This window comes from Nonomuraea sp. KM90 (assembly GCF_052246675.1).
Classification (GTDB): domain Bacteria; phylum Actinomycetota; class Actinomycetes; order Streptosporangiales; family Streptosporangiaceae; genus Nonomuraea.
The window spans coordinates 242,342-259,746 of sequence record NZ_JBQQCB010000007.1 but is presented as its reverse complement, the minus strand read 5'-3'; the positions used below and the strand labels follow the sequence as shown (position 1 = coordinate 259,746).

At 65.6% G+C, this 17,405-nt stretch carries 10 protein-coding genes and 1 pseudogene; 3 read left to right on the top strand and 8 right to left on the bottom strand.

Annotation, left to right across the window (positions count from 1 at the left end; genetic code table 11):
• Nucleotides 1-175: 175 nt before the first annotated feature.
• Nucleotides 176-475, top strand: coding sequence for a hypothetical protein (locus tag ACTWPW_RS11590; RefSeq protein ID WP_443168677.1), 300 nt, complete (start codon nucleotides 176-178; stop codon nucleotides 473-475).
• Nucleotides 476-522: 47 nt separating this feature from the next.
• Nucleotides 523-754: pseudogene (locus tag ACTWPW_RS11585) on the top strand (integrase core domain-containing protein); the annotation flags it as partial.
• A 798-nt stretch (nucleotides 755-1,552) separates the two neighbouring features.
• Here ACTWPW_RS11585 and ACTWPW_RS11580 read toward each other — a convergent pair.
• The 6 genes from ACTWPW_RS11580 to ACTWPW_RS11555 all read right to left on the bottom strand — a co-directional run bounded on the left by ACTWPW_RS11580 (nucleotide 1,553) and on the right by ACTWPW_RS11555 (nucleotide 13,211).
• On the bottom strand, nucleotides 1,553-1,954 hold the full coding sequence (locus tag ACTWPW_RS11580) for a hypothetical protein (protein WP_443168676.1): 402 nt from the start codon (nucleotides 1,952-1,954) through the stop codon (nucleotides 1,553-1,555).
• A 665-nt stretch (nucleotides 1,955-2,619) separates the two neighbouring features.
• The gene (locus tag ACTWPW_RS11575) at nucleotides 2,620-3,204 is read right to left on the bottom strand and encodes a hypothetical protein (RefSeq protein WP_364138280.1); all 585 of its coding nucleotides are present in this window, start codon (nucleotides 3,202-3,204) and stop codon (nucleotides 2,620-2,622) included.
• 44 nt (nucleotides 3,205-3,248) lie between these two features.
• Nucleotides 3,249-9,944, bottom strand: coding sequence for an RHS repeat-associated core domain-containing protein (locus ACTWPW_RS11570; RefSeq protein ID WP_443168675.1), 6,696 nt, complete (start codon nucleotides 9,942-9,944; stop codon nucleotides 3,249-3,251).
• 1,521 nt (nucleotides 9,945-11,465) lie between these two features.
• On the bottom strand, nucleotides 11,466-11,900 hold the full coding sequence (locus ACTWPW_RS11565) for a hypothetical protein (RefSeq protein ID WP_443168674.1): 435 nt from the start codon (nucleotides 11,898-11,900) through the stop codon (nucleotides 11,466-11,468).
• A 450-nt stretch (nucleotides 11,901-12,350) separates the two neighbouring features.
• Entirely contained in the window at nucleotides 12,351-12,980 is a 630-nt protein-coding gene (locus ACTWPW_RS11560; RefSeq protein WP_443168673.1) for a hypothetical protein, read from the bottom strand.
• Between the two features lie 48 nt (nucleotides 12,981-13,028).
• A complete protein-coding gene (locus tag ACTWPW_RS11555; protein WP_375118579.1) occupies nucleotides 13,029-13,211 on the bottom strand; it encodes a hypothetical protein in 183 nt (60 codons plus the stop codon).
• 408 nt (nucleotides 13,212-13,619) lie between these two features.
• Between ACTWPW_RS11555 and ACTWPW_RS11550 the strand changes: the two genes are divergently transcribed.
• On the top strand, nucleotides 13,620-14,213 hold the full coding sequence (locus tag ACTWPW_RS11550) for a hypothetical protein (RefSeq protein ID WP_375118580.1): 594 nt from the start codon (nucleotides 13,620-13,622) through the stop codon (nucleotides 14,211-14,213).
• A 667-nt stretch (nucleotides 14,214-14,880) separates the two neighbouring features.
• Here the strand turns inward: ACTWPW_RS11550 and ACTWPW_RS11545 are convergent.
• Complete coding sequence (locus ACTWPW_RS11545; RefSeq protein ID WP_443168672.1) at nucleotides 14,881-16,596, bottom strand: tetratricopeptide repeat protein; 1,716 nt, start codon at nucleotides 16,594-16,596, stop codon at nucleotides 14,881-14,883.
• Nucleotides 16,517-17,401: a hypothetical protein gene (locus ACTWPW_RS11540; protein ID WP_443168671.1), complete on the bottom strand. Its 885-nt coding sequence runs from the start codon at nucleotides 17,399-17,401 to the stop codon at nucleotides 16,517-16,519. Before ACTWPW_RS11540 ends, ACTWPW_RS11545 begins: the two co-directional genes overlap by 80 nt.
• Between the last annotated feature and the right edge of the window lie 4 nt (nucleotides 17,402-17,405).

The window sequence follows — 17,405 nt, the reverse complement described above, 5'->3', positions numbered from 1 at the left end:
AACACTGCCCCAGCTTCCACACCGAACCCAGCTCGCTGCCCATCCTCGCCGCCCAGCGTGTCGACGCAGACGCGCTCGCCCAGGACGCCGAGAATCGAGGCTGGATCGCCGAAGCCGAACGACACCGGCGACTCATCACCCGACTCGACCACCTGATCAGCGAGGCCCACGCCGGATGACCAGCAGCGACACCCTCCACCGCGTCGAGCGGGCATGCGCTCAACTCCACCGCAACGGCCAACCCGTCACCTTCACCGCCGTCGCCAATCTCACCGGGCTAGGCCGCACCACCCTCTACCGCAGTGCCACTCTCCGCGCCGTCATCGAGGAGAACCGTCACCGCTCCGCCACCAACGGCACCCTCACCGGCCTCCTGGACGAGATCCACACCCTCCACACCGCCTTGGAAGCCATCGCCGCTCGCGTCCGACACCACGAAGAGCAGCTCCGGCGACTCGCTACTCGGGTCGGCTGAAAGCGTTAACCGGCCAACGCCGGCAACCGGGGCTATTAGCCGGTTAAAGCTACGATAACGCGCTGGCCGAGAGCACCATCGGGCTGTACAAGACCGAACTGATCCACCGCCGCGGCCCCTGGAAGGGCCTGGACGACGTCGAACTCGCCACCATGGAATGGGTTCGACTGGTACAACAACCGCCGCCTTCACAGCGCCTGCCAAGACCTTCCACCCGCCGAATACGAAACCCTCTACCGCACAAAGATCAACTCGGCTACTCTCACCCCAGCCACGTAACCCGGTCTCCAACAAACCCGGCGCGGTTCACACGCCGCGAACCCCAAACGGCCAACCCTGGCAACCATGGGAACCCAAGCCGGAAGAACACCGCGCCCGATTGCAGATATACCGCATCACCGGGCCCCGAACAGGCTCGGCATCGCGCCGGGCGACGTCCGCGGACCGTCTTCATCCCCGCACGGCTGATGCGGCCGATCGCGTCGGCGGCGTTCGCCGAGCACGCCCGCCGTGTGCTGCCCGTCCAGCCGATGCCGGTCGCTAGGCTGGGCATTGACGAGGTCCGCCGCGGGCGTCCTGCGCTGGGCGCTGGAGGAGGCCACCGGCATCTGGGCCACGGCAGTGGATCGCCGACATACCGGCGTCGTGGATCCGTCCGGCGGCCAGGGGCTGCTCCGCCAGGTCGAGGGTCATACCATCGCCGCGGTGACCGGCTGGCTCGGTCAGCGGGGGTCCGCGCTGGCGCCACCTTCATCGACGGCGAACTCGTCGAACGTCCGACAGAATCACCCGTCCCCACAGCCGCCCAGGAACTCACGATCCACAGATCTTGACTGTTGCTCCGGCTGAGACTGCAGCGCTCCTTGGGCCTCGAAAACAGAGCGCGTGCGCGATGAGGAGCTGTGAGAGCTGTCAGCCCGCACGCCGGCGGGCCGTCCGGGTTGAGCCATGGGCCAGTTGGAGGGCATGGTCCCTGACGATGTCCGTGTCCTGCTGGTCAGCGATCTCAGCTTCGCACTCCGATGGCGCCCAGGGACGAGGACGAGGCTTACGCGCTCCGTGACCGTGTTCTGGGCCTCACCACGTCCGCCACTCGTCAGTGATATCGCTCCTGGGCACTCCTCGACGTGCGGCCAGTCCGTCGAGATCGACGCCTGCCTCCGCGAGCACTTCATCGATGTATGCGCACAACTGGTCACGTTCACCGGTGGCATAGGCGTCATCGTCATGATCGCGATTGATCGCATTGAGCGTGAGAACGACAGTCCTGACGATCGCGAGAACGGCTTCGTCTGACGGCACGTCGAGGCTGGCGACGTGATTCTCGAACGTCTCCAGCGCCCTGTCGGTTTGCAAGAGCATCGAGTCCGGAAACATCTCCGCCTTTTCCACCCATTCGACTCTCAGCTCTCCGAACGCGACTTGTCGTGCCTCTTCTTCAATGCCTTCTCGCCAGAATACGGTCGGTCGGGTCGCCATGCATCCAGCTTACCGCCCGGACGCCAGGACGTATAATCGCCAACTGCCGTGGATCGCTAACACCTGTTCCCATAACCGTGCGGATTGTTGGTGTTGTGCGGAGATTCTTCTTACCGCCGAGCTCTTCAAACGTGTCTCCTTCGAGCTCGTCTAGGGTCTGACCAGTCGCAGGAAGGCGGTAGTCGACGCCGACTACGTCGTCGCGGGTATATCCGAGCCTCTTCATTTTCCTTCTGACGCCGAAATTACCCCCACCAGCGCGAAGACATGTTCTTGCCCTTGCCCACATAGACGGTGCCATCCTTGAGGTGCATGACCGTTCCCCCGGACCAGCTGATCTCCTACCACCAGAAGATATGTCGGGCCCCGGGGTGGCTGCCATGCCGAAGGCGTTGGGCGCGGCGCCCCACTCGTCGCGCAAGTCGCCGGCCATGGCAGTGCGCATAAGTCAGATCGTCAGGGCAATGGCTCTGGCTAGGCAGGTTCGGCATGCCGCCGCCCAGGCCTCACTGTTGCCCACGGTCATCGCGTGACGCTTCAACCCATGTTGAAGCGCTACGCAATGACCGTCACCACATCACGACGTGAGCTTGACCAGGCAAACTCGTACGCCACTCCTATGGACGGCAAGCCTGGCCAGATGGCGAGGCCGCGGATCGGTGCTGTCAGCCGAATTTTTTCACGAACGACTCGGCATATTTCCTGTAGAAGGATGCATAAAGATCCTGACTGTGGCCGATCTGTTCGTGCTTCCCGTCGACCATCCGCAACGCACCACTCAGATCGCCATTGAGCGCCCGTACTACCGGAATGACCACATATTTCTCGTCATCAGTCAGCAAGTCGGTGTGCTCTATCCGCTCCGACAGGTCGGACCAGTCAGCCCAGGTGTCGATGAATGAGGAGCCGTAGGCGGAGAGCGCCGCGGCCAGCTCGGCTGCAGGGCCTCGCGGATCCTTTTGCTGATAAAAGTCCCATGTCCGGTACGTCTTTTCAGGCATGAGATAACCCAGATTCTGGCTCACCAGAGGCTGTCCGCGCCGGTCGAATTCGGGATTCAGCTCAGTGATCTGCTCCTGCACGCGGTCATGGACCACGCCCACCACCGGATTGAGAATCAGCACCTCAGGTAGGTATGTATCGTTGTCGTTGAGGCCCAGCCACCCGTGGACCCCGGGCGAGCGCTCCTGCACGTAGATGTACCGTGAGCGTGTGGTCTTGAACCGCACCCCGCGCAGTTCCTCCTTCACCGCGGCTAGGGTTTGCTTCTTAAGGTTCGACACGATCTCGGTCCTCAGTACTGGATGATAAGGACATCGGTGGCTCCGATAACTCGGCCTTTCAGTCCGGCTCGTTGGGCCTTGCGACCGGTGAACGTGCCGCCAGCAGCCTCTACCGAGGCATAACCGCCCCTGCGACCCTGGTTCTTCGTGAATCCGGCCTTCGGACCGTTCTTCACGTCGAACAGATACAGCTTTCCGTTTCTCATCGCAACGAAGTCGACTCGTACCTTGACGCCGTTCGCCGCCCGGATGGTCAACTGCTCACCGACAATATTGTAGCCCTTGTCGAGAAGCTCCTGCTTGGCGCGCGCCTCTCCGGCCAGCCCTTTGGCTCGGCAGGCCAGGGGCGCGTTGTGAACGAGGACATTGCTGGTTCCGGCCAACACGTAGTACGTGTGCTTGCCGGCGACCGTCAGGTTGTGGACCCGCTGTTCGCCAGCGGTGCGCTTGCTGAGCGCGGTGACCTGTACATAGGTACCGGACCCGGTCTGCAGCCACATCCCCGCCTGGAGCCGGGTGGCCTGCACCCATTGCTTCTGGTCCGCAACCCAGAAGGGATGTTCCGCGGTCGCCACGACCACGCCTGTCGCGTTGCCCTTGCCACCGTCGGTGTCCACAGTTACCTGCACCAGGTTCTTCACCCCGTGTCCCGTGATCAGGGCGATCACGGGGGCCGCTGTGGTCTCTCCCGTGTCCGGATCATGCGCGAGGACCTGGTCTCCGACCTTGACGTCCTCGATGGGTCTGGCTGTTCCGTCGGCGAGCAGGACCATGGTTCCGGGTACGAAACTGTTGCACTCGCGGAGGGCTGCTTGCAGACGATGTCTCGCGGCTTGGAGCCGGTCTTTTGCCTTTAACCAGTTCTTGAAGGCGCTGATGGCATCGCCAGCGTGTTTCCAGATGGCCTTGCCGAGCTCGTACGCCTTCTTCCATTTCCACGGCAGCGCGTATTTCGCCGCCAGCTTGCCGGCCAGGCCACCGGCGAGTGAGCCCAGAATGTTGAGCGCTGTTTCACCGCAGGCGCCGACGTCGCCCGTGGTGAAGCACTTGATGCCCGCGGTGATGCCGAGTTCGTCGGCGGCGATTTTCGCGATCGCCAGGATGGCGTTGAGCAGTTGCTTGAGCTGTCGGTCCACCTCTGCCTGGGCGGCCTTGGCCTCCGCTTCCGCCTGCTCCTTGCGCGCAACCTTGCACTCCTGGCTTTTCGGCTTGTAGCAGGGGTTGATCGCGTCCTTCGACTCGTCGATCGGCTTGAGACCGGTGGGATCGGAGGCGCCGACAGGGTTGTTGCCCGCGTACGCATAGGGGTTCGCCCCCTGCGGTTTCGACAGGTCGAGCAGCGGATCCGTCGAGATGAACCTACCGATCACCGGGTCGTAGTAGCGGGCCGAGAGGTAGTCCAGGCCGGTGGAGGCGTCCTCGGTCTTGCCCAGGAAACCGCGATCGGTGAAGGGCAGGTCATCGGCGCCGCGGCGCTGCCCGAAAGGCAGGTAGCGCTCACGCGAGACCTGGCCGGTCACGTCGTCGATGGCCAGTTGCATGGAGCCGTGCAGGCCTGAGGCCAGCCATTTGAGGCTGGCCCCTGTGCGCATGGCGACCACCGAGCCGTCGGCGTCGGCGTAATAGCGGGTCGCCGCGACGCCGGTGGTGGTGGAGCGGACCTCCATGGAGCCCAGGTACAACGTCGACGATCCGTCGGGGTCACGGCGGATGAGCCGTTCGCCGTCGGCGTCGTAGACCATGGTGGTCTCCTGGCCGTTGACGACGGCCTTGTCCATCTGGCCCAGGGCGTTCCAGGAGAAGGTGGCCTGCTTGTTGTCGACGGTGCGCGCCACAAGCTGGCCGGCGTTGTCGTAGCCGTAGGTGTCGGTGCGGCCGGGCCTACTGATGGAGGTGATCGCGTTGGGACGGACCGCCGAGGCGCCCGCCGCCGGATAGGTGTAGGTCGCGGTCACGCCGTTGTCGCTGACGCTGGTCAAGTTGCCGACCGCGTCGTAGGTGAAGGACTGGTTATAGGGGTCGGCGCCCTGGAGGTCCGCACCGGATGCGCATGAGGTGCCGACGGTCGTGTACGCGGTGCTCAATCGGGAGAGACCGTCGTAGACGAAACACTCGGACTGGCCTGGGCTGCTGCCGGTCGCGGTGAGGGTGTCGGTGTTCCTGATCAGGTCACCGTTTTGGTTGTAGGCGAGAACGTCGTTCTGCGCCACCTGGGTGCCCGATTCCGTGGTCAGGCGCTTAAGCCAGCCGGTGCCCTCGTCCCAGGTGAAGGTGCGTTTGACCTGGCTGTTGGCACCGTAGCTGCGTTCATTCAGCCGAGCGGTCGAAGAGTAGGCGGCCGCCTTGATGTAGGTGGCGCCGCCGGCGTAATCGGAGGTCAGGCCCTGAGCCAAGCCGAGATCGGTGTAGGAGTACGTGAGCGTCTCGGCCTCCAGGCCGCCCTTGGCGGGAAGCCCCTGCTCCACGATGTTGTCGGCCGTGTCGTACCTGGCGGTGAAGGCATAGTCACCGGCGAGTGTGCCTTCGGCGGCCGGAATGGTGACCTTGGTTGCCGTCGGCCGGTAGGCGTTGTCGTAAGCGGTGACGGCGTCGGTGTAGGCGTTCGTGCCCACGTAGCGGGTGGAAGAGGACAGGTATCCCTTCACCACGCTGTCGTAGGCCCATTCGGCCAGTTTGGTGCCGGTTTGCGGCTCTCCGAACCACTGACTTGTCCGTCGGCCGAGGTCGTCGTACAGCAGTGAGACCTTGTCGCCGTTGCCGTCGATGCCCCAGAGCTGACGGCCAGCGGCGTCGTAACCGTAGCTGGCATCACCGGCGTCGGGGTCGGTGGCAGCGGTGCGGCGGGCTAGCCAGTCATAGGTGAAGGTGCGGACGTTGCCGTTGGCGTCGGTGACCTTGGTCAGGTTGCCAGCGGCGTTGTAGGTATAGCTGGTGTCGTGGTGAGTGGAGGCGTCCTTCCACTCCTCTGTCTTGATGGCGCGCTCGTAGACGTCGGAGACGGTGACGGTCTTGCCGCCGACCGGCGGGGTCACCTCGATGCGGTCCAGGCCGGGGTAGGCGGTAGTGGTGCGGCGGAACTCCGTGGCCTGCTGGTAGTCGATGACCGCGGTCGGGCGTTCCATGCTGTCGTAGACGGTCTTGGTCCACGACGGCAATGTGGTGGGATCGGGGTTCAGCAGGCCGCTGCCGGGCGCGTCGCCGTTGTGCGCGGGCTGAGAGCTGGCCGCGGTGAGCCCACGGCCGTCGTAGGTGTTGACGGTGACGATCCGGCCGCCTGCCGGGGACTCGGTCTGTTCCTCCCTGGCACGGCCGAACCCGTCGTCGTAGCTGTAGGTCGTGAGGTAGGTAGTGCCGCGCAGCAGGCGGCGCATCGTGGTTCTGGCTGGAGCGGTGGGCTGGCCGAGGTTGCCGTCGAAGGGGATGTCGTAGGCGACGGTCGCGGTCGGCGTGCCGCCAGCCCTGGGCTGGTCGGGCTCCCAGAGGGTGGCGGCGCGGCCGAGGGCGTCGTAGTCGATCTCGGTGGTCTTGTTGTTGGCGTCGACCAGCTTGGTGGGCAGGCCGTTGCGGTGGGAGGAGTAGGTTGTGACGGCGTGGCCGAGCGGGTTGGTGACCTTGGCGCCCTGGTGGGGCCAGCCGACGGCCGGGGTGTAGGTCGTGGTGGTGACTTTGCCCATCGGGTCGGTGGCGGTCAGCGGGCGGCCGTAGTCGTCGAAGGTGTTCTTCGTGACCGAGATGCTGGTGGCGCTGGCGTAGGAGCGGGTCTCCGTGACGTTGCCGTCGGACGGGGTGTTGGTGGCCGGGTCACTGCCCCCGTCGTACAGGGTCGCGCTTTTGCCGATCAGCGTCCCTGAGGTGCAACTATCGCCGGAGCGTTTCTCCATCGTGGAGGGCAGGCTGGTGATGCCGTTGGCCGGGTTGCGGGCGTAGGTGGTGCTGGTGCAAGTGTTGTCCGTGGTGACGGCGGTGTCGCCGTAGTCGTTGACGGTGGTGGGCTGTCCGTCGCTGTTGTAGGCGGTGCGCTGGTCGCTCCAGCGCCAGGTGCCGCCGGTGACCAGCTCGCGGGTGCGTTCGCGGGTGCGGTGCACGAAGGCCGGGTCCAGGACGCCGGGCCCGGTGCCGGTGGCGGCGACCTGGTACTCATACCGGGTGGATTCGGCCTCGGTGTAGGCGCGCGGGTCGGTGGCGGTCAGCTTCCAGGTCTGCTCCTGCAGGAGCTGGCCTTGCAGGGCGCGGGAGTCGGTGGCGGTGGTGCCCTCGAACGTGGTGATGGTGGCGCCGTCGATGCCGCGGTAGAAGGTGTCGGAGGTGACGGTGTAACCGTTCGGGTCGCTACCCGAGCCTCGGGTGGTGCGGACGGTGCCGTAGCCGCGCCAGTCGCTGCCGCCGGGTGAGAGGTCGGGCTGGGCGAAGTTCACCGGGTTGGTCCAGCGCGGGCCGCCGAGGTAGTCGTAGCTGGTGACCATGTCGGGCGAGCTGCCGACCAGGTCGCGTTCGGTCACCTTCATCGCCAGTTGCTTGAAGAAGCGGCCCCAGCTCTCGTAGCCGGTCTCCTCGTTGTAGTCGTAGTCGACGCGGTAGCAGTCGCCGGTGGCGTCGGGTAAGTAGTTGGTGCCGTCGCGGCCCTTGCCGCCGCCGCACGGATCGGCCTGGCCGTAGGTGACCTCGATCCGGCCACCCATACCGTTGCCGATCCCCGTGACTCGGGGCACCATGCGCCAGGACAGGAAGTCGGTCCAGTCCGACCAATTGTCGTAGTCCATCCGGCCCGCGACCATGGCTGCGTCGAAGCTGACCGGCGGCAGCTTCTGCGCGGTCGTGCCGGCCAGGCCGGTCTGCTGCACGCTGTCGAGCCACAGCACCGGGTCGTAGGCAGGGCCGAAGTCGGTGCGGGTGTAGATCCACCTGTAGCGCAAGTCGGTGCGGGTGTCCGGCTCCCACACCCCCGAGGCAGGGTTCTTGGACTCGGTGAGGACCGAGTCGAGCTTGCGGGTGGAGTAGAACGCGACCGCATCGTTGGTGGCGCAGGACGGGCCGCAGGTCAGGTCGGTCGGCACGTCCAGGCCGCCGCGGTCGGAGGTGGTGAACGTCATCCGCGAGGTCGGCGTGCTGCCGGACACCTGGGTGTTGTGGCCGTAGCTGATCTGCTTGAGGAAACCGCCCCGATCGTACGGCAGCGGCACGTAGACCTCGGAGACACAGTCGGGCATGCAGAAGTAGTTGGTCTCGCGCTCATAGGTGTAGTCGATGACGTTCTCGTTGGCGTCGATCGACTGGTCCAGGTTCCACCGCCACACACCGGTGCAGGTCGGCGGGATCATGTCGTTGAAGTACCGGTCGGCGCACGGCTCGGCACGCTGGTTGCCGACGTACTGCAACTGCCACTGCGCGTCCTTGGTGTAGCCGAAGCGGTGCACCTGGCCATCGCTGGAGGTGACCTTCCAGTACTCCAGGCCGTCCGCCCCGCCGGCCTGCTGCTCGATCTTCCAGCCGAAGTCCGGCACCGTCTTCCACAACCCGCTGGTGCGGTCCTTGACAATCGAGGCCGACCGGCCGGCCAGGTTCAGCACCAGCTCCGACTGGGTGTAGTCCTTGGTGACGTCGGTGGCCAGCTCGTCGGGCGACTCCCAGCAGACGGCCGAACCGTAGGGGCCGTTCTCGTCGGCATGCCAGATCAGCGCGGCGGTGTCCGGGTCGTACTCGGTCCAGGCGGTGCAACGGCGGTACTTGCGCTCGATGAACCCGGCCGACACATTCCAGCCGATCCCGGTCACTCCGGACTGGTTGTTGGTCCAGTGGCCCTCGCCGTCCACCGACGAGGCGTCGTACTGCAAGGACAGGTTCGGCCCGGTACCCACCGGCGACGGCGCCTCCGGCAGCGGATAGTCATAGGAGAACCCGCCACCGGACGTGCCGGCCTGCCAGGTTCCCGACGGCTTCAGATCGGTGGCGCCGAAGTTCCCGTCCGGGCCGGTCATCCCGGCCGCCAGCACGTACACCGACCCAGAGGTGAACGCCTGCGCCGCGTTGGACGTGGCGTCCTTGCCCGTCTGGCTCTTGGGCAGCGTCAGCGGGGCCGCCTTGCCGGTGGCGGGGTCGACATCGACGTCGGCGGTCAACGTGCCGGTCTTCATGTCGTTGTGCGCCTTGACCGGCTGCGGGCGTACCACGCAATCGCGCGGGCGCGGCGTCGTCAGTGCACACGCCGGCACCCGTAACACCTGCAGGCGGGTGGCGAAGTTGCCGCCGTAGGCATCGCGGAAGCCCGCGTACGAGAACTCCGCCCGTACCTTGCCCGCCGTCGCACCCGTCAGCCGGGCCGCGACCCCTACCCCGCCGAGCTTGCGCACGGCGTCAGCCGGCAGCGTCTCCACCTTCACCGCGCCGACCTCAGCGCCCTTGACCTCGGAGAGCCGGACCGGCAGCTCACCCGCCGCGACCGCCTTCTCACCGGGATCCACCTGCGCCGTTCCCGGCTTCGGCCACACCGGCTCCTTGCGGTCGACCTGCGGCTGGGACTCCTCCGCCCCCTCGGCCACCTTCGCCTTCGCCACCGGCCGACCGTCCACCGAGGTCTCCGGATCCGGACCCTCCACCGACGCCGCCGCCGGAACTACGAGATTGTCAGGCACCCCCAAACCAGAGATCACCAATGCCATCGCCACCGCGATGACCAGCACCATCGTCCGTAACCGCCGCCAGACCCGCATGTCGCCACCTCTTCAGGGCACGCTGACGCAGACCCCGGGAACCGGGGCCGCACCGCGCCATAAGGAGTTGATAAAGACGATCAATCCGGATCTTGATCGACGATCACCCAGAGGTCAACACCTGCAAGTTCGCCGCAAACATTACGGAATGTCGCTTTTGCGATCCACAGCGCGGCGCACTCCACGTCAACTGGCCTGTAGAAATTGCCCTTACCAGATGATCAAAGACTGTGATATGAGTCACATTGACGATCCCGCATGCCGAGCTGGCAATAGCCTCTTCGTCCGCCACGTAGGTGTGTCTGTCTCCCCGTTGCGCCTTGCAAAGGATGTCCCGTCACTCAGTACAGCGTCCAATGAGCAGCCGAACGCTCGGGCGGAAAGTGGATCTGGGCAGTAACGCAGGCCAAGACGCACTCGATCGCGTCCGACGCCTGCCGGGACGAATGCCGGCCGGATCAACGGGTAGCGCTTAACGCGTGCGCCGAACCCTGTCACCGACCCGTACGGCGTGCGGCACGAGGGGCACGAACGCATCGTGGTCGTCTCCCAGATCATCACCAAGCGCGTGGCAGCCGCTATGGCCGCCAGGCGCTACGCCGACAAGGGGCCCTCCACCTCCTACGCGCGAGAAGACCGTGACAGTGGCCCGTATTGGCTGGCGGCGCATGACGCCCCACCAAACGCGAGCGCCGCAACATGACAAGCCCCTCGGACGCCCAGCAGCGGAGGGACGGGGCCGCCTGCGCCGCAGAACCTCGCCGTCCGAGACGAGGCACTCATGCCTGCCGCGCTCATCCATCTGGTATCGGTGAGGCGGCGTCAATTCACCAACCGGTTCACCAGTTCCCCGCCGGCTAGGAGTTGGCGACGACGTCTCACGCCGGTCATCGAGAGCACAACAGTTGACCCTCAATCTGCACTCCCGGGCCCGACACCCGCATCTGAAGAGCGGGACCGCCTTGCAAGGCTCCCGCCCGGGAGTATTGCTTTCACCAGCGTAAACAGCCGCCCAGCGATGGACAGCGAGGAGGTCCTTGCTGAGGAGCTGAGCCAGGCCGAGCAACAATCACATATGACCCGTCAGCAGAGAAACCGGACGCCGTTCGACTCGAGCTCTCCTAAAGCGGGTGCCGCAGGTTCGAATCCTGCCGGGGGCACTCACCTTGATAGGCACTTTTCGGCCCCTGACCTGCGGTTTTATGGCGCAGGTCTTTGTTTGTGGACCATCCTAGGCAACTGACGATGCCCGCATGCAGCCACAAGACCATGATCAGAGGATATGTGCGGGTGATCTTGACAATGATTGCCCAGGTCAAGTCCCAATATGGACTATCCACCCGACGGCAACTGGCCAAGGCCGCCCGGCCAACCGTACAGACACGACCGTTGATCACTCCCAATGCGTGCATACGCCCTAGCGTCCACCCCGCCCCACAAGCCCTGCCCCTCTTCTGATGGATCACGGGCAGGGGTCGAGATGATGCCTCATCGGAAAGTGCCTCGTGCAGACGCCGCGCCTCATGGATGAGCAGGCTCGAGCCCTTGCGTGCCGCCAGCTCCGCCAGCCCCCGGCCGGCAGTCGCGCGCCCCAGCGAGCACCGGCGCCCGCACGGCCACTTTGAGCAGGTCGCCCAGCCTTGGCCTGGTCTTTACACCGGGCCCGGGCAACAGCAACAGCACCGCCTGAGCCAGGGCCGTCCACACGTCGGCGTGCGCTCCGGCCGCCGTGACCTCGTCGAGGACGCCGGTGATCCGGTTGAGTTCAACCTGCTCGCCACGGACCATGTGGCCCACGGCCCGGCCGAGGTCGGCCGCGGGCAGTTCCCCGTACGCGGCCAGCATGAGGATGGCGTCGACGCCAGGCCCCGCTGGGCAGGTGTGGGATGGTTCATGACGATCGCGCTCGCGATCCCCGCCGGTCCGTCGGTGCGCCAGCGCGGTCACGGCCTCCACCGGACCACTCCGTGGAAGGCGCTCAAGTAAGTGTGCGGCCAGTGCCTCCCGATGCAAGGACATGAGGGGCGGCCACGACACCGTGTTCGTGGAGGAGGCGGGATAGCCCCTTCTTGGGCGCGAGAGTTCACAGCTCGGCGGGCGACCCGGGCACGCCCTCAGGGTGCGCGTAGGGCTCGCTGGGAACAGCGCGTCGTTGTGCGGTCAGTACGGCGGGCGGGGCCGGCATGCAGTTGCGCGGCAGAGGCGGCTTCGCAGGGCGGCCATGTTCGAAGGCTTTCAGTCGGTGAGCGCCGTGCGTGCCTTCGTAGGCCGGTCCGTTGTACGCCACCCCGGCCCCGCGGTAGGTCGTACCCGCGCGTCCCGTACCGCCGGGCTGGGTGGACGGTCGGGGTTGGCGTAGGCGTTGGCGTCTCCGCGTCGCGACGACGCCTCGCAGACTTTCCGGTATCAGGGTTGAGCGCGTATGGCGGCGATGGCGATCTCACCGCTGACGGCGTGGGCCGCGACCACGGGCGCCACCACGCTGTCGACAAGGACAGTGGCCTGGCCGGCCGACCCGGACGTGTAGCTTACGCCGTCCACGACCGCCTCCTCCACGACCAGCGCCGGCCCCTCGGAACCGTTCCTGCGGCCGGGCACGTGGATGAGCTGAACCCGCTCCCCTCGCTGCAGGTCATAGGGCACCTGGCCCGGCTTGAGCGCCAACCCCAGCCTGACAGCCCTCCCCGCGGCCGCTCCGCCGTCACCGCCCGCGACCATCGGCCTGGTGAGCAGCGTCCCTGGCAGCACGGTGACCGTGGCCACTGTCACCGCCACCTGATCACGCTGCGACCAGGACCAGTACGAAACCCCGTCATCAGCGATACGCGCCTCCTGCAACACACCGCTACCGAACGGCTGCCCGGCGCCGACCCGCCCGGTGACACGGATGACGGACCTACGCTCGTCGGCACGCATCACCAGCACCGTCGTGGCCAGGGCACCACCGAGCACCAGCAGCACGGCGAGCGCGGCGAGCCCCGGGCTGCGTTGACGGGACCACTGCGGCAGCCCACGGGAAGCGACTCCAGTCAGCACTCGCTCCTCCAATCCTTCACGAAAATGGGCCGTTTCGAAGCCTTGGTCTTAGAAGTTGCGTGCCGGATTGCACCAGCGCCACGAGCCATCCTCGGGATCGACGTCGGGGCCGTAGCAGAATTTGGCCCGCTCGATGGAGCCGAAGAACACCGAATCCAGAACACACCCGCGCTTCGGCCCGGCCTGCAGGAGGATCGTCCTGCCGATCGTCGTCCGGTACTCCACGGCCACTTTGTTCTCGTCATCGAGGTGATCACAGTGCAACGTCTTTACGGCTGGTGCTGATCTCCACATCCCCGAGTCGGCCGTACCCATCGTTCCAAAGCCGTCCGGATGCCCACACGGGCGCAGTTACCATCGGCGAAGCAGTCAGCACTCCCGCGTTGCTACCAGCATCCAGCGTGGCACCGCCTCTTCCTTCCGATCACGACGCCACATCATGTCACTGTTGGTAATTGATCACAATCATAGGGTAGCGAATAGGTAAAGGCCCGATCCCTTGACCGGCTGGCACAACGGATGCCCACGCGACCGTACGCGCCGCCGCAGGAGCACTGCCGAGCCGCCCCCGATACGCCAGGGAAGATCTTTTAAGCCTTCTCCTGACTGGCCGTTGCAAGACCCACCACACTGAGGGGCGTGACACCCGATCTCGCCAACGTGCGGGACCGTCTGGTTCCTCTCAGTCGGCTTCACCAGGTGGCGGCCCTGCTCAACATGCCGCACCTGGGCGAGACCGCCACCCGCGGCGACACCCCGCAGGTCAAACGGCAGGCGGCGCTGTATGCCGACATCGCTGACTGGTCTCGACTGTCGGCGCGGGCGGCCGCACAATCCATCAAGCCGGACGCACCCGAGCCCACCGTCCGATTCGCCTACCTCATCGAATACACCGACCAGCACGCCAAGGGCTGGTATGAGGCTCCCAGCGAGCACTCGGATGGAATCACCCTGGCCGAAAGTGCCGAGACGGTCGCACTGACGGTACTCACGCAGTACATCGCCCACTTGGCCGAACACCGTGACGACTACCAGCTGTGGCTGGTGGATTCGCTGTCCTTGCGGGTGAGCGTGTGGCATGTGGATACCGCCGAGGCGCACCGCCGTGGCCGCCTGTCCAACTGGCCCTCCTCGGCGCACACGTTCCAGAAGACAAATCTCCCTCCTCACGCTGTCGAGATCCGCACGCCCGTCCAGATACGCCGATTCATGACTCCCCACATCAGCTCATGACCGCATGGCAGCAAGTCGTCAGTACCGGTGGGTGAGGACGGCTCAGCCATGCCAACGGTCTGCCGGCCGGGCTCAACGACGGGCTGCCCGCCTTTCACATTCGAGCGTCAGATGATCGAGCAGTGGCAAGCATCAGCGGCCCTGTTGAGGGCCGCGTCGCATAAGACCGTCTCCACACTTCGAGGGGATTGACAGGACTCTGCGGATCTGGAGACTTACAGATTCGATGGAACTACACCATTCCCATTCATCATGAGGGACGAACGGCGTCTTGGGATGGACAGCGACTGGCCGTAGGAATGTCTGCGGGACTTTTGGAGCTTAGTTTCGACGCCTGATGTCTAAGCTCTGCGACATCGCTCGTGAAATCCGTCGACTCACGACATGATCATCGTTGCCGTTCTCCGGCTCAGTCGCACTGCTGGGCCTCCCCGTGCACAAACTCCGCCAATGCGCTGACCGCCGCCCTGCTGGCTATAGCGTTCTAGCTTGGCCGCCTGGGCCGCCGCCACCCGCCGCCTCATCTACGGGTACGGCCAGGCCGAGGACTTGGCGGGCATCGTCATTGTGCCGCTCATCACGGCCTCGGGAGAATTGGCCGGGGATGAGGCGGCCAAACGCCTTATAGATTCCCCTAGCATAGGCCCCTCGCTTCCAGGGCGACGCGTCACCCGATATCTCCAGTAGATCTCGATAGTAGCCGCATGCCTCGCCGAAATACCGTACGCGGGAGCGTCGCGGCGGCCGCCGTCGCCACGGCCGCCGCGACGCCTGCCTGCCAATTGAGCGACCATCCCGCAGCAAGGCCCGTGCCACCGGCGATGGCGCTCCACATAAGCAACCGACGGACACGGATAGCCAAGATGATCAACATCGGCGATCCTATACCGTCGTGGTTGTCCAACTTTCGGAAGACTGCGTAGGCGTCGCTACAGGCAGAGATCGCATCGTCGAAGCGTCGCATCCGGTACTGGGCCGCTCCGAGCTGTGTCAGCGCCATGGCCTCGTCGTAGGGGTCACCGACCTCCTGGAAGATGGCGACGGCTTCCCGGTGGGCTGTGATGGCTTCTTCGAAACGCCGTACCTCGGCGAGAGCAGAGCCAAGAATAGCCAATGCCCTCCCTTCTTCAAGACGGTCGCCAGTTTCGCGGAAGATGGCGACGGCGGCTTCGCAAGCGGCGATGGCCTTGCCCAACTTCCGTACCTCATACAGTGCGGACCCAAGGCTGGCCAAGCCTGCGCCTTCGTCATGACGGCTGCCGGTCTCGCGGTAGATCGCGACGGCCTCTTCGTAAACGGTTATGCCTTCGTCGACACGTCCCGCCCCTTGCAGTGCTGATCCCTGGCCGCTCAATGCGATGCCTTCACGATAGCGATCACCAGTTTCGCGGAAAATGGCGAGGGCAGCTTTGTGGGCGATGATCGCCTCGTCGAAACGCCGTGCCTCACGCAGGGAGTTGCCTAGATTGTCCAGGGCTGTTGCTTCGCCGTGGCGGTCGCCGAGGTCATGGAAAATGGCTGCGACGTCGGCGTACACGGCGATTGCCTCGTCGGAGAGGCCCATCAGGTACAGGGTGGATGCGCGATTGCCCAGCGCCGTTGCTTCGCCGTGCCGGTCGCCAACGGTATGGAGGAGGGCGATGGCCTTGTCATGGGCGGCGAGGGCTTCGTCATAACGCGTCATACGGCCAAGAGCCGCTCCGAGCTGACTCAGCGCGCTCCCTTCGCTTTCGCGGTAGCCAAGGGCCCGGGCTGCGTGTACGGCATGGTCGGCAAGGATGACGGACTCAGCGAACGATCGGCGCAATTCCAGATACGGGGCCAGAGCCAAGGCCAGAGCGCACGCTTTGCCGACATGGAGAACATCGCCATCCGCGGCGGCGGCCTCCACGGCCGCCACCAGATTGGGAAATTCTGCATCCAGCCACGGAAGTGCCTGCTCCGGGCTGTCGAAGCCGCCATCGAGGCGGGCAGGCGACAGATGGTTGGCCGCGGCGGTCGCGGTGTCCAGGTAGTAGTCCAGCAGTACGGTGAACGCCCGTAGCCGGCCGTCGGACTCGGCAAGGATGTGGCCCTGCTGGTCGGCGAACAGACGGACGAGGTCGTGCATCCGCCAGCGGCCGTAGCTCATGCCGTGCTCGATCAGATGTGCCCTGGCCAGGGCTTCCAGTTGCCGCCGGACGTCAGGCAGATCCTGCTCGACGAGTGCGGCCGTGGCGGCGGTGGAGATGTCTCGGCCCGGGTTGACGGCCATCAGACGGAACAGCCGTGCCTGCTCAGGAGCGAGATGCCGGTATGACAGCTCAAATGTGGCGCGAACCGTCGCATCCCCGTACCGCAGCTCTGTCAGCCGCGATCCTGCGGCGGCCAGGTCGGCCGCCATATCCCTCAGCGGCCGGTGTGGATCGTCGGCGAGCAGGGCGGCCGCGATCCGCAGCGCGAGCGGCAGGCACCCGCACAGCCGGGCTACCTCCGCGGCGTCGGTCTCGTGCTCGATGACGCGCCGATCGCCTGGGATGGGCGAGGTCTATCGCCCGTCCGAGAAGAGAGATCGCCTCCTGAGGTGTCAGGACGTTCAGATCCAGCAGGCGGGCGTCCAACATGCCCATGGTGTGGCGAGAGGTCACGATGGCCCGGCAGCCGGAGTCGCCCGGCAGCAGCGGTCGTACCTGTTCGGGGTCGGCGGCGTTGTCGACCACCACCAGAATCGGCCGTTCGGCCCGGGCATAGGCGGACAGCACTGAGGCGTACAGCCGTGCTCGATCCTGCGTCTCGAATGGTATGTGTTCACCCGGGATGCCTAGGGCACGCAACAGCCCATCCAGAGCATGGCCGGAGTCGAGGCGCCGGCCGGGGTCATAGCCGAAGAGATCGACGAACAGCACGCCGCCGGGAAACCAGTCTCGTGCCAGCGCCGCTCGGGCCGCCTGGATCGCCAGCTCGGTCTTACCGACCCCACCCATACCGCCGACCGCGGTCACCACCACAGCCGACGCCCCGCCGATTGATGGGCTGGGCTCCAGGGCCGTCAGCAGATCACGCAGGGAGTCGGCGCGGCCGGTGAACGCCGGTGAGCCCGCCGGGAGGCCGAACAGCGCCGGAGTCACCTGTGGCGGCAGTTGTACGGTGATGTCACGCCCTTGGATCACTGCCGAGAAGAAGATTCCGCCACTGATCTGGTTGTGCATTTCG

Bases quoted from the DNA above. Each gene is read 5' to 3' on its own strand.
- ACTWPW_RS11590 (WP_443168677.1), top strand. From the start codon at position 176: ATGACCAGCAGCGACACCCTCCACCGCGTCGAGCGGGCATGCGCTCAA.
- ACTWPW_RS11580 (WP_443168676.1), bottom strand. From the start codon at position 1,954: ATGGCGACCCGACCGACCGTATTCTGGCGAGAAGGCATTGAAGAAGAG.
- ACTWPW_RS11570 (WP_443168675.1), bottom strand. From the start codon at position 9,944: ATGCGGGTCTGGCGGCGGTTACGGACGATGGTGCTGGTCATCGCGGTG.
- ACTWPW_RS11545 (WP_443168672.1), bottom strand. From the start codon at position 16,596: ATGGCGGCCGACCTGGCCGCCGCAGGATCGCGGCTGACAGAGCTGCGG.
- ACTWPW_RS11540 (WP_443168671.1), bottom strand. From the start codon at position 17,401: ATGCACAACCAGATCAGTGGCGGAATCTTCTTCTCGGCAGTGATCCAA.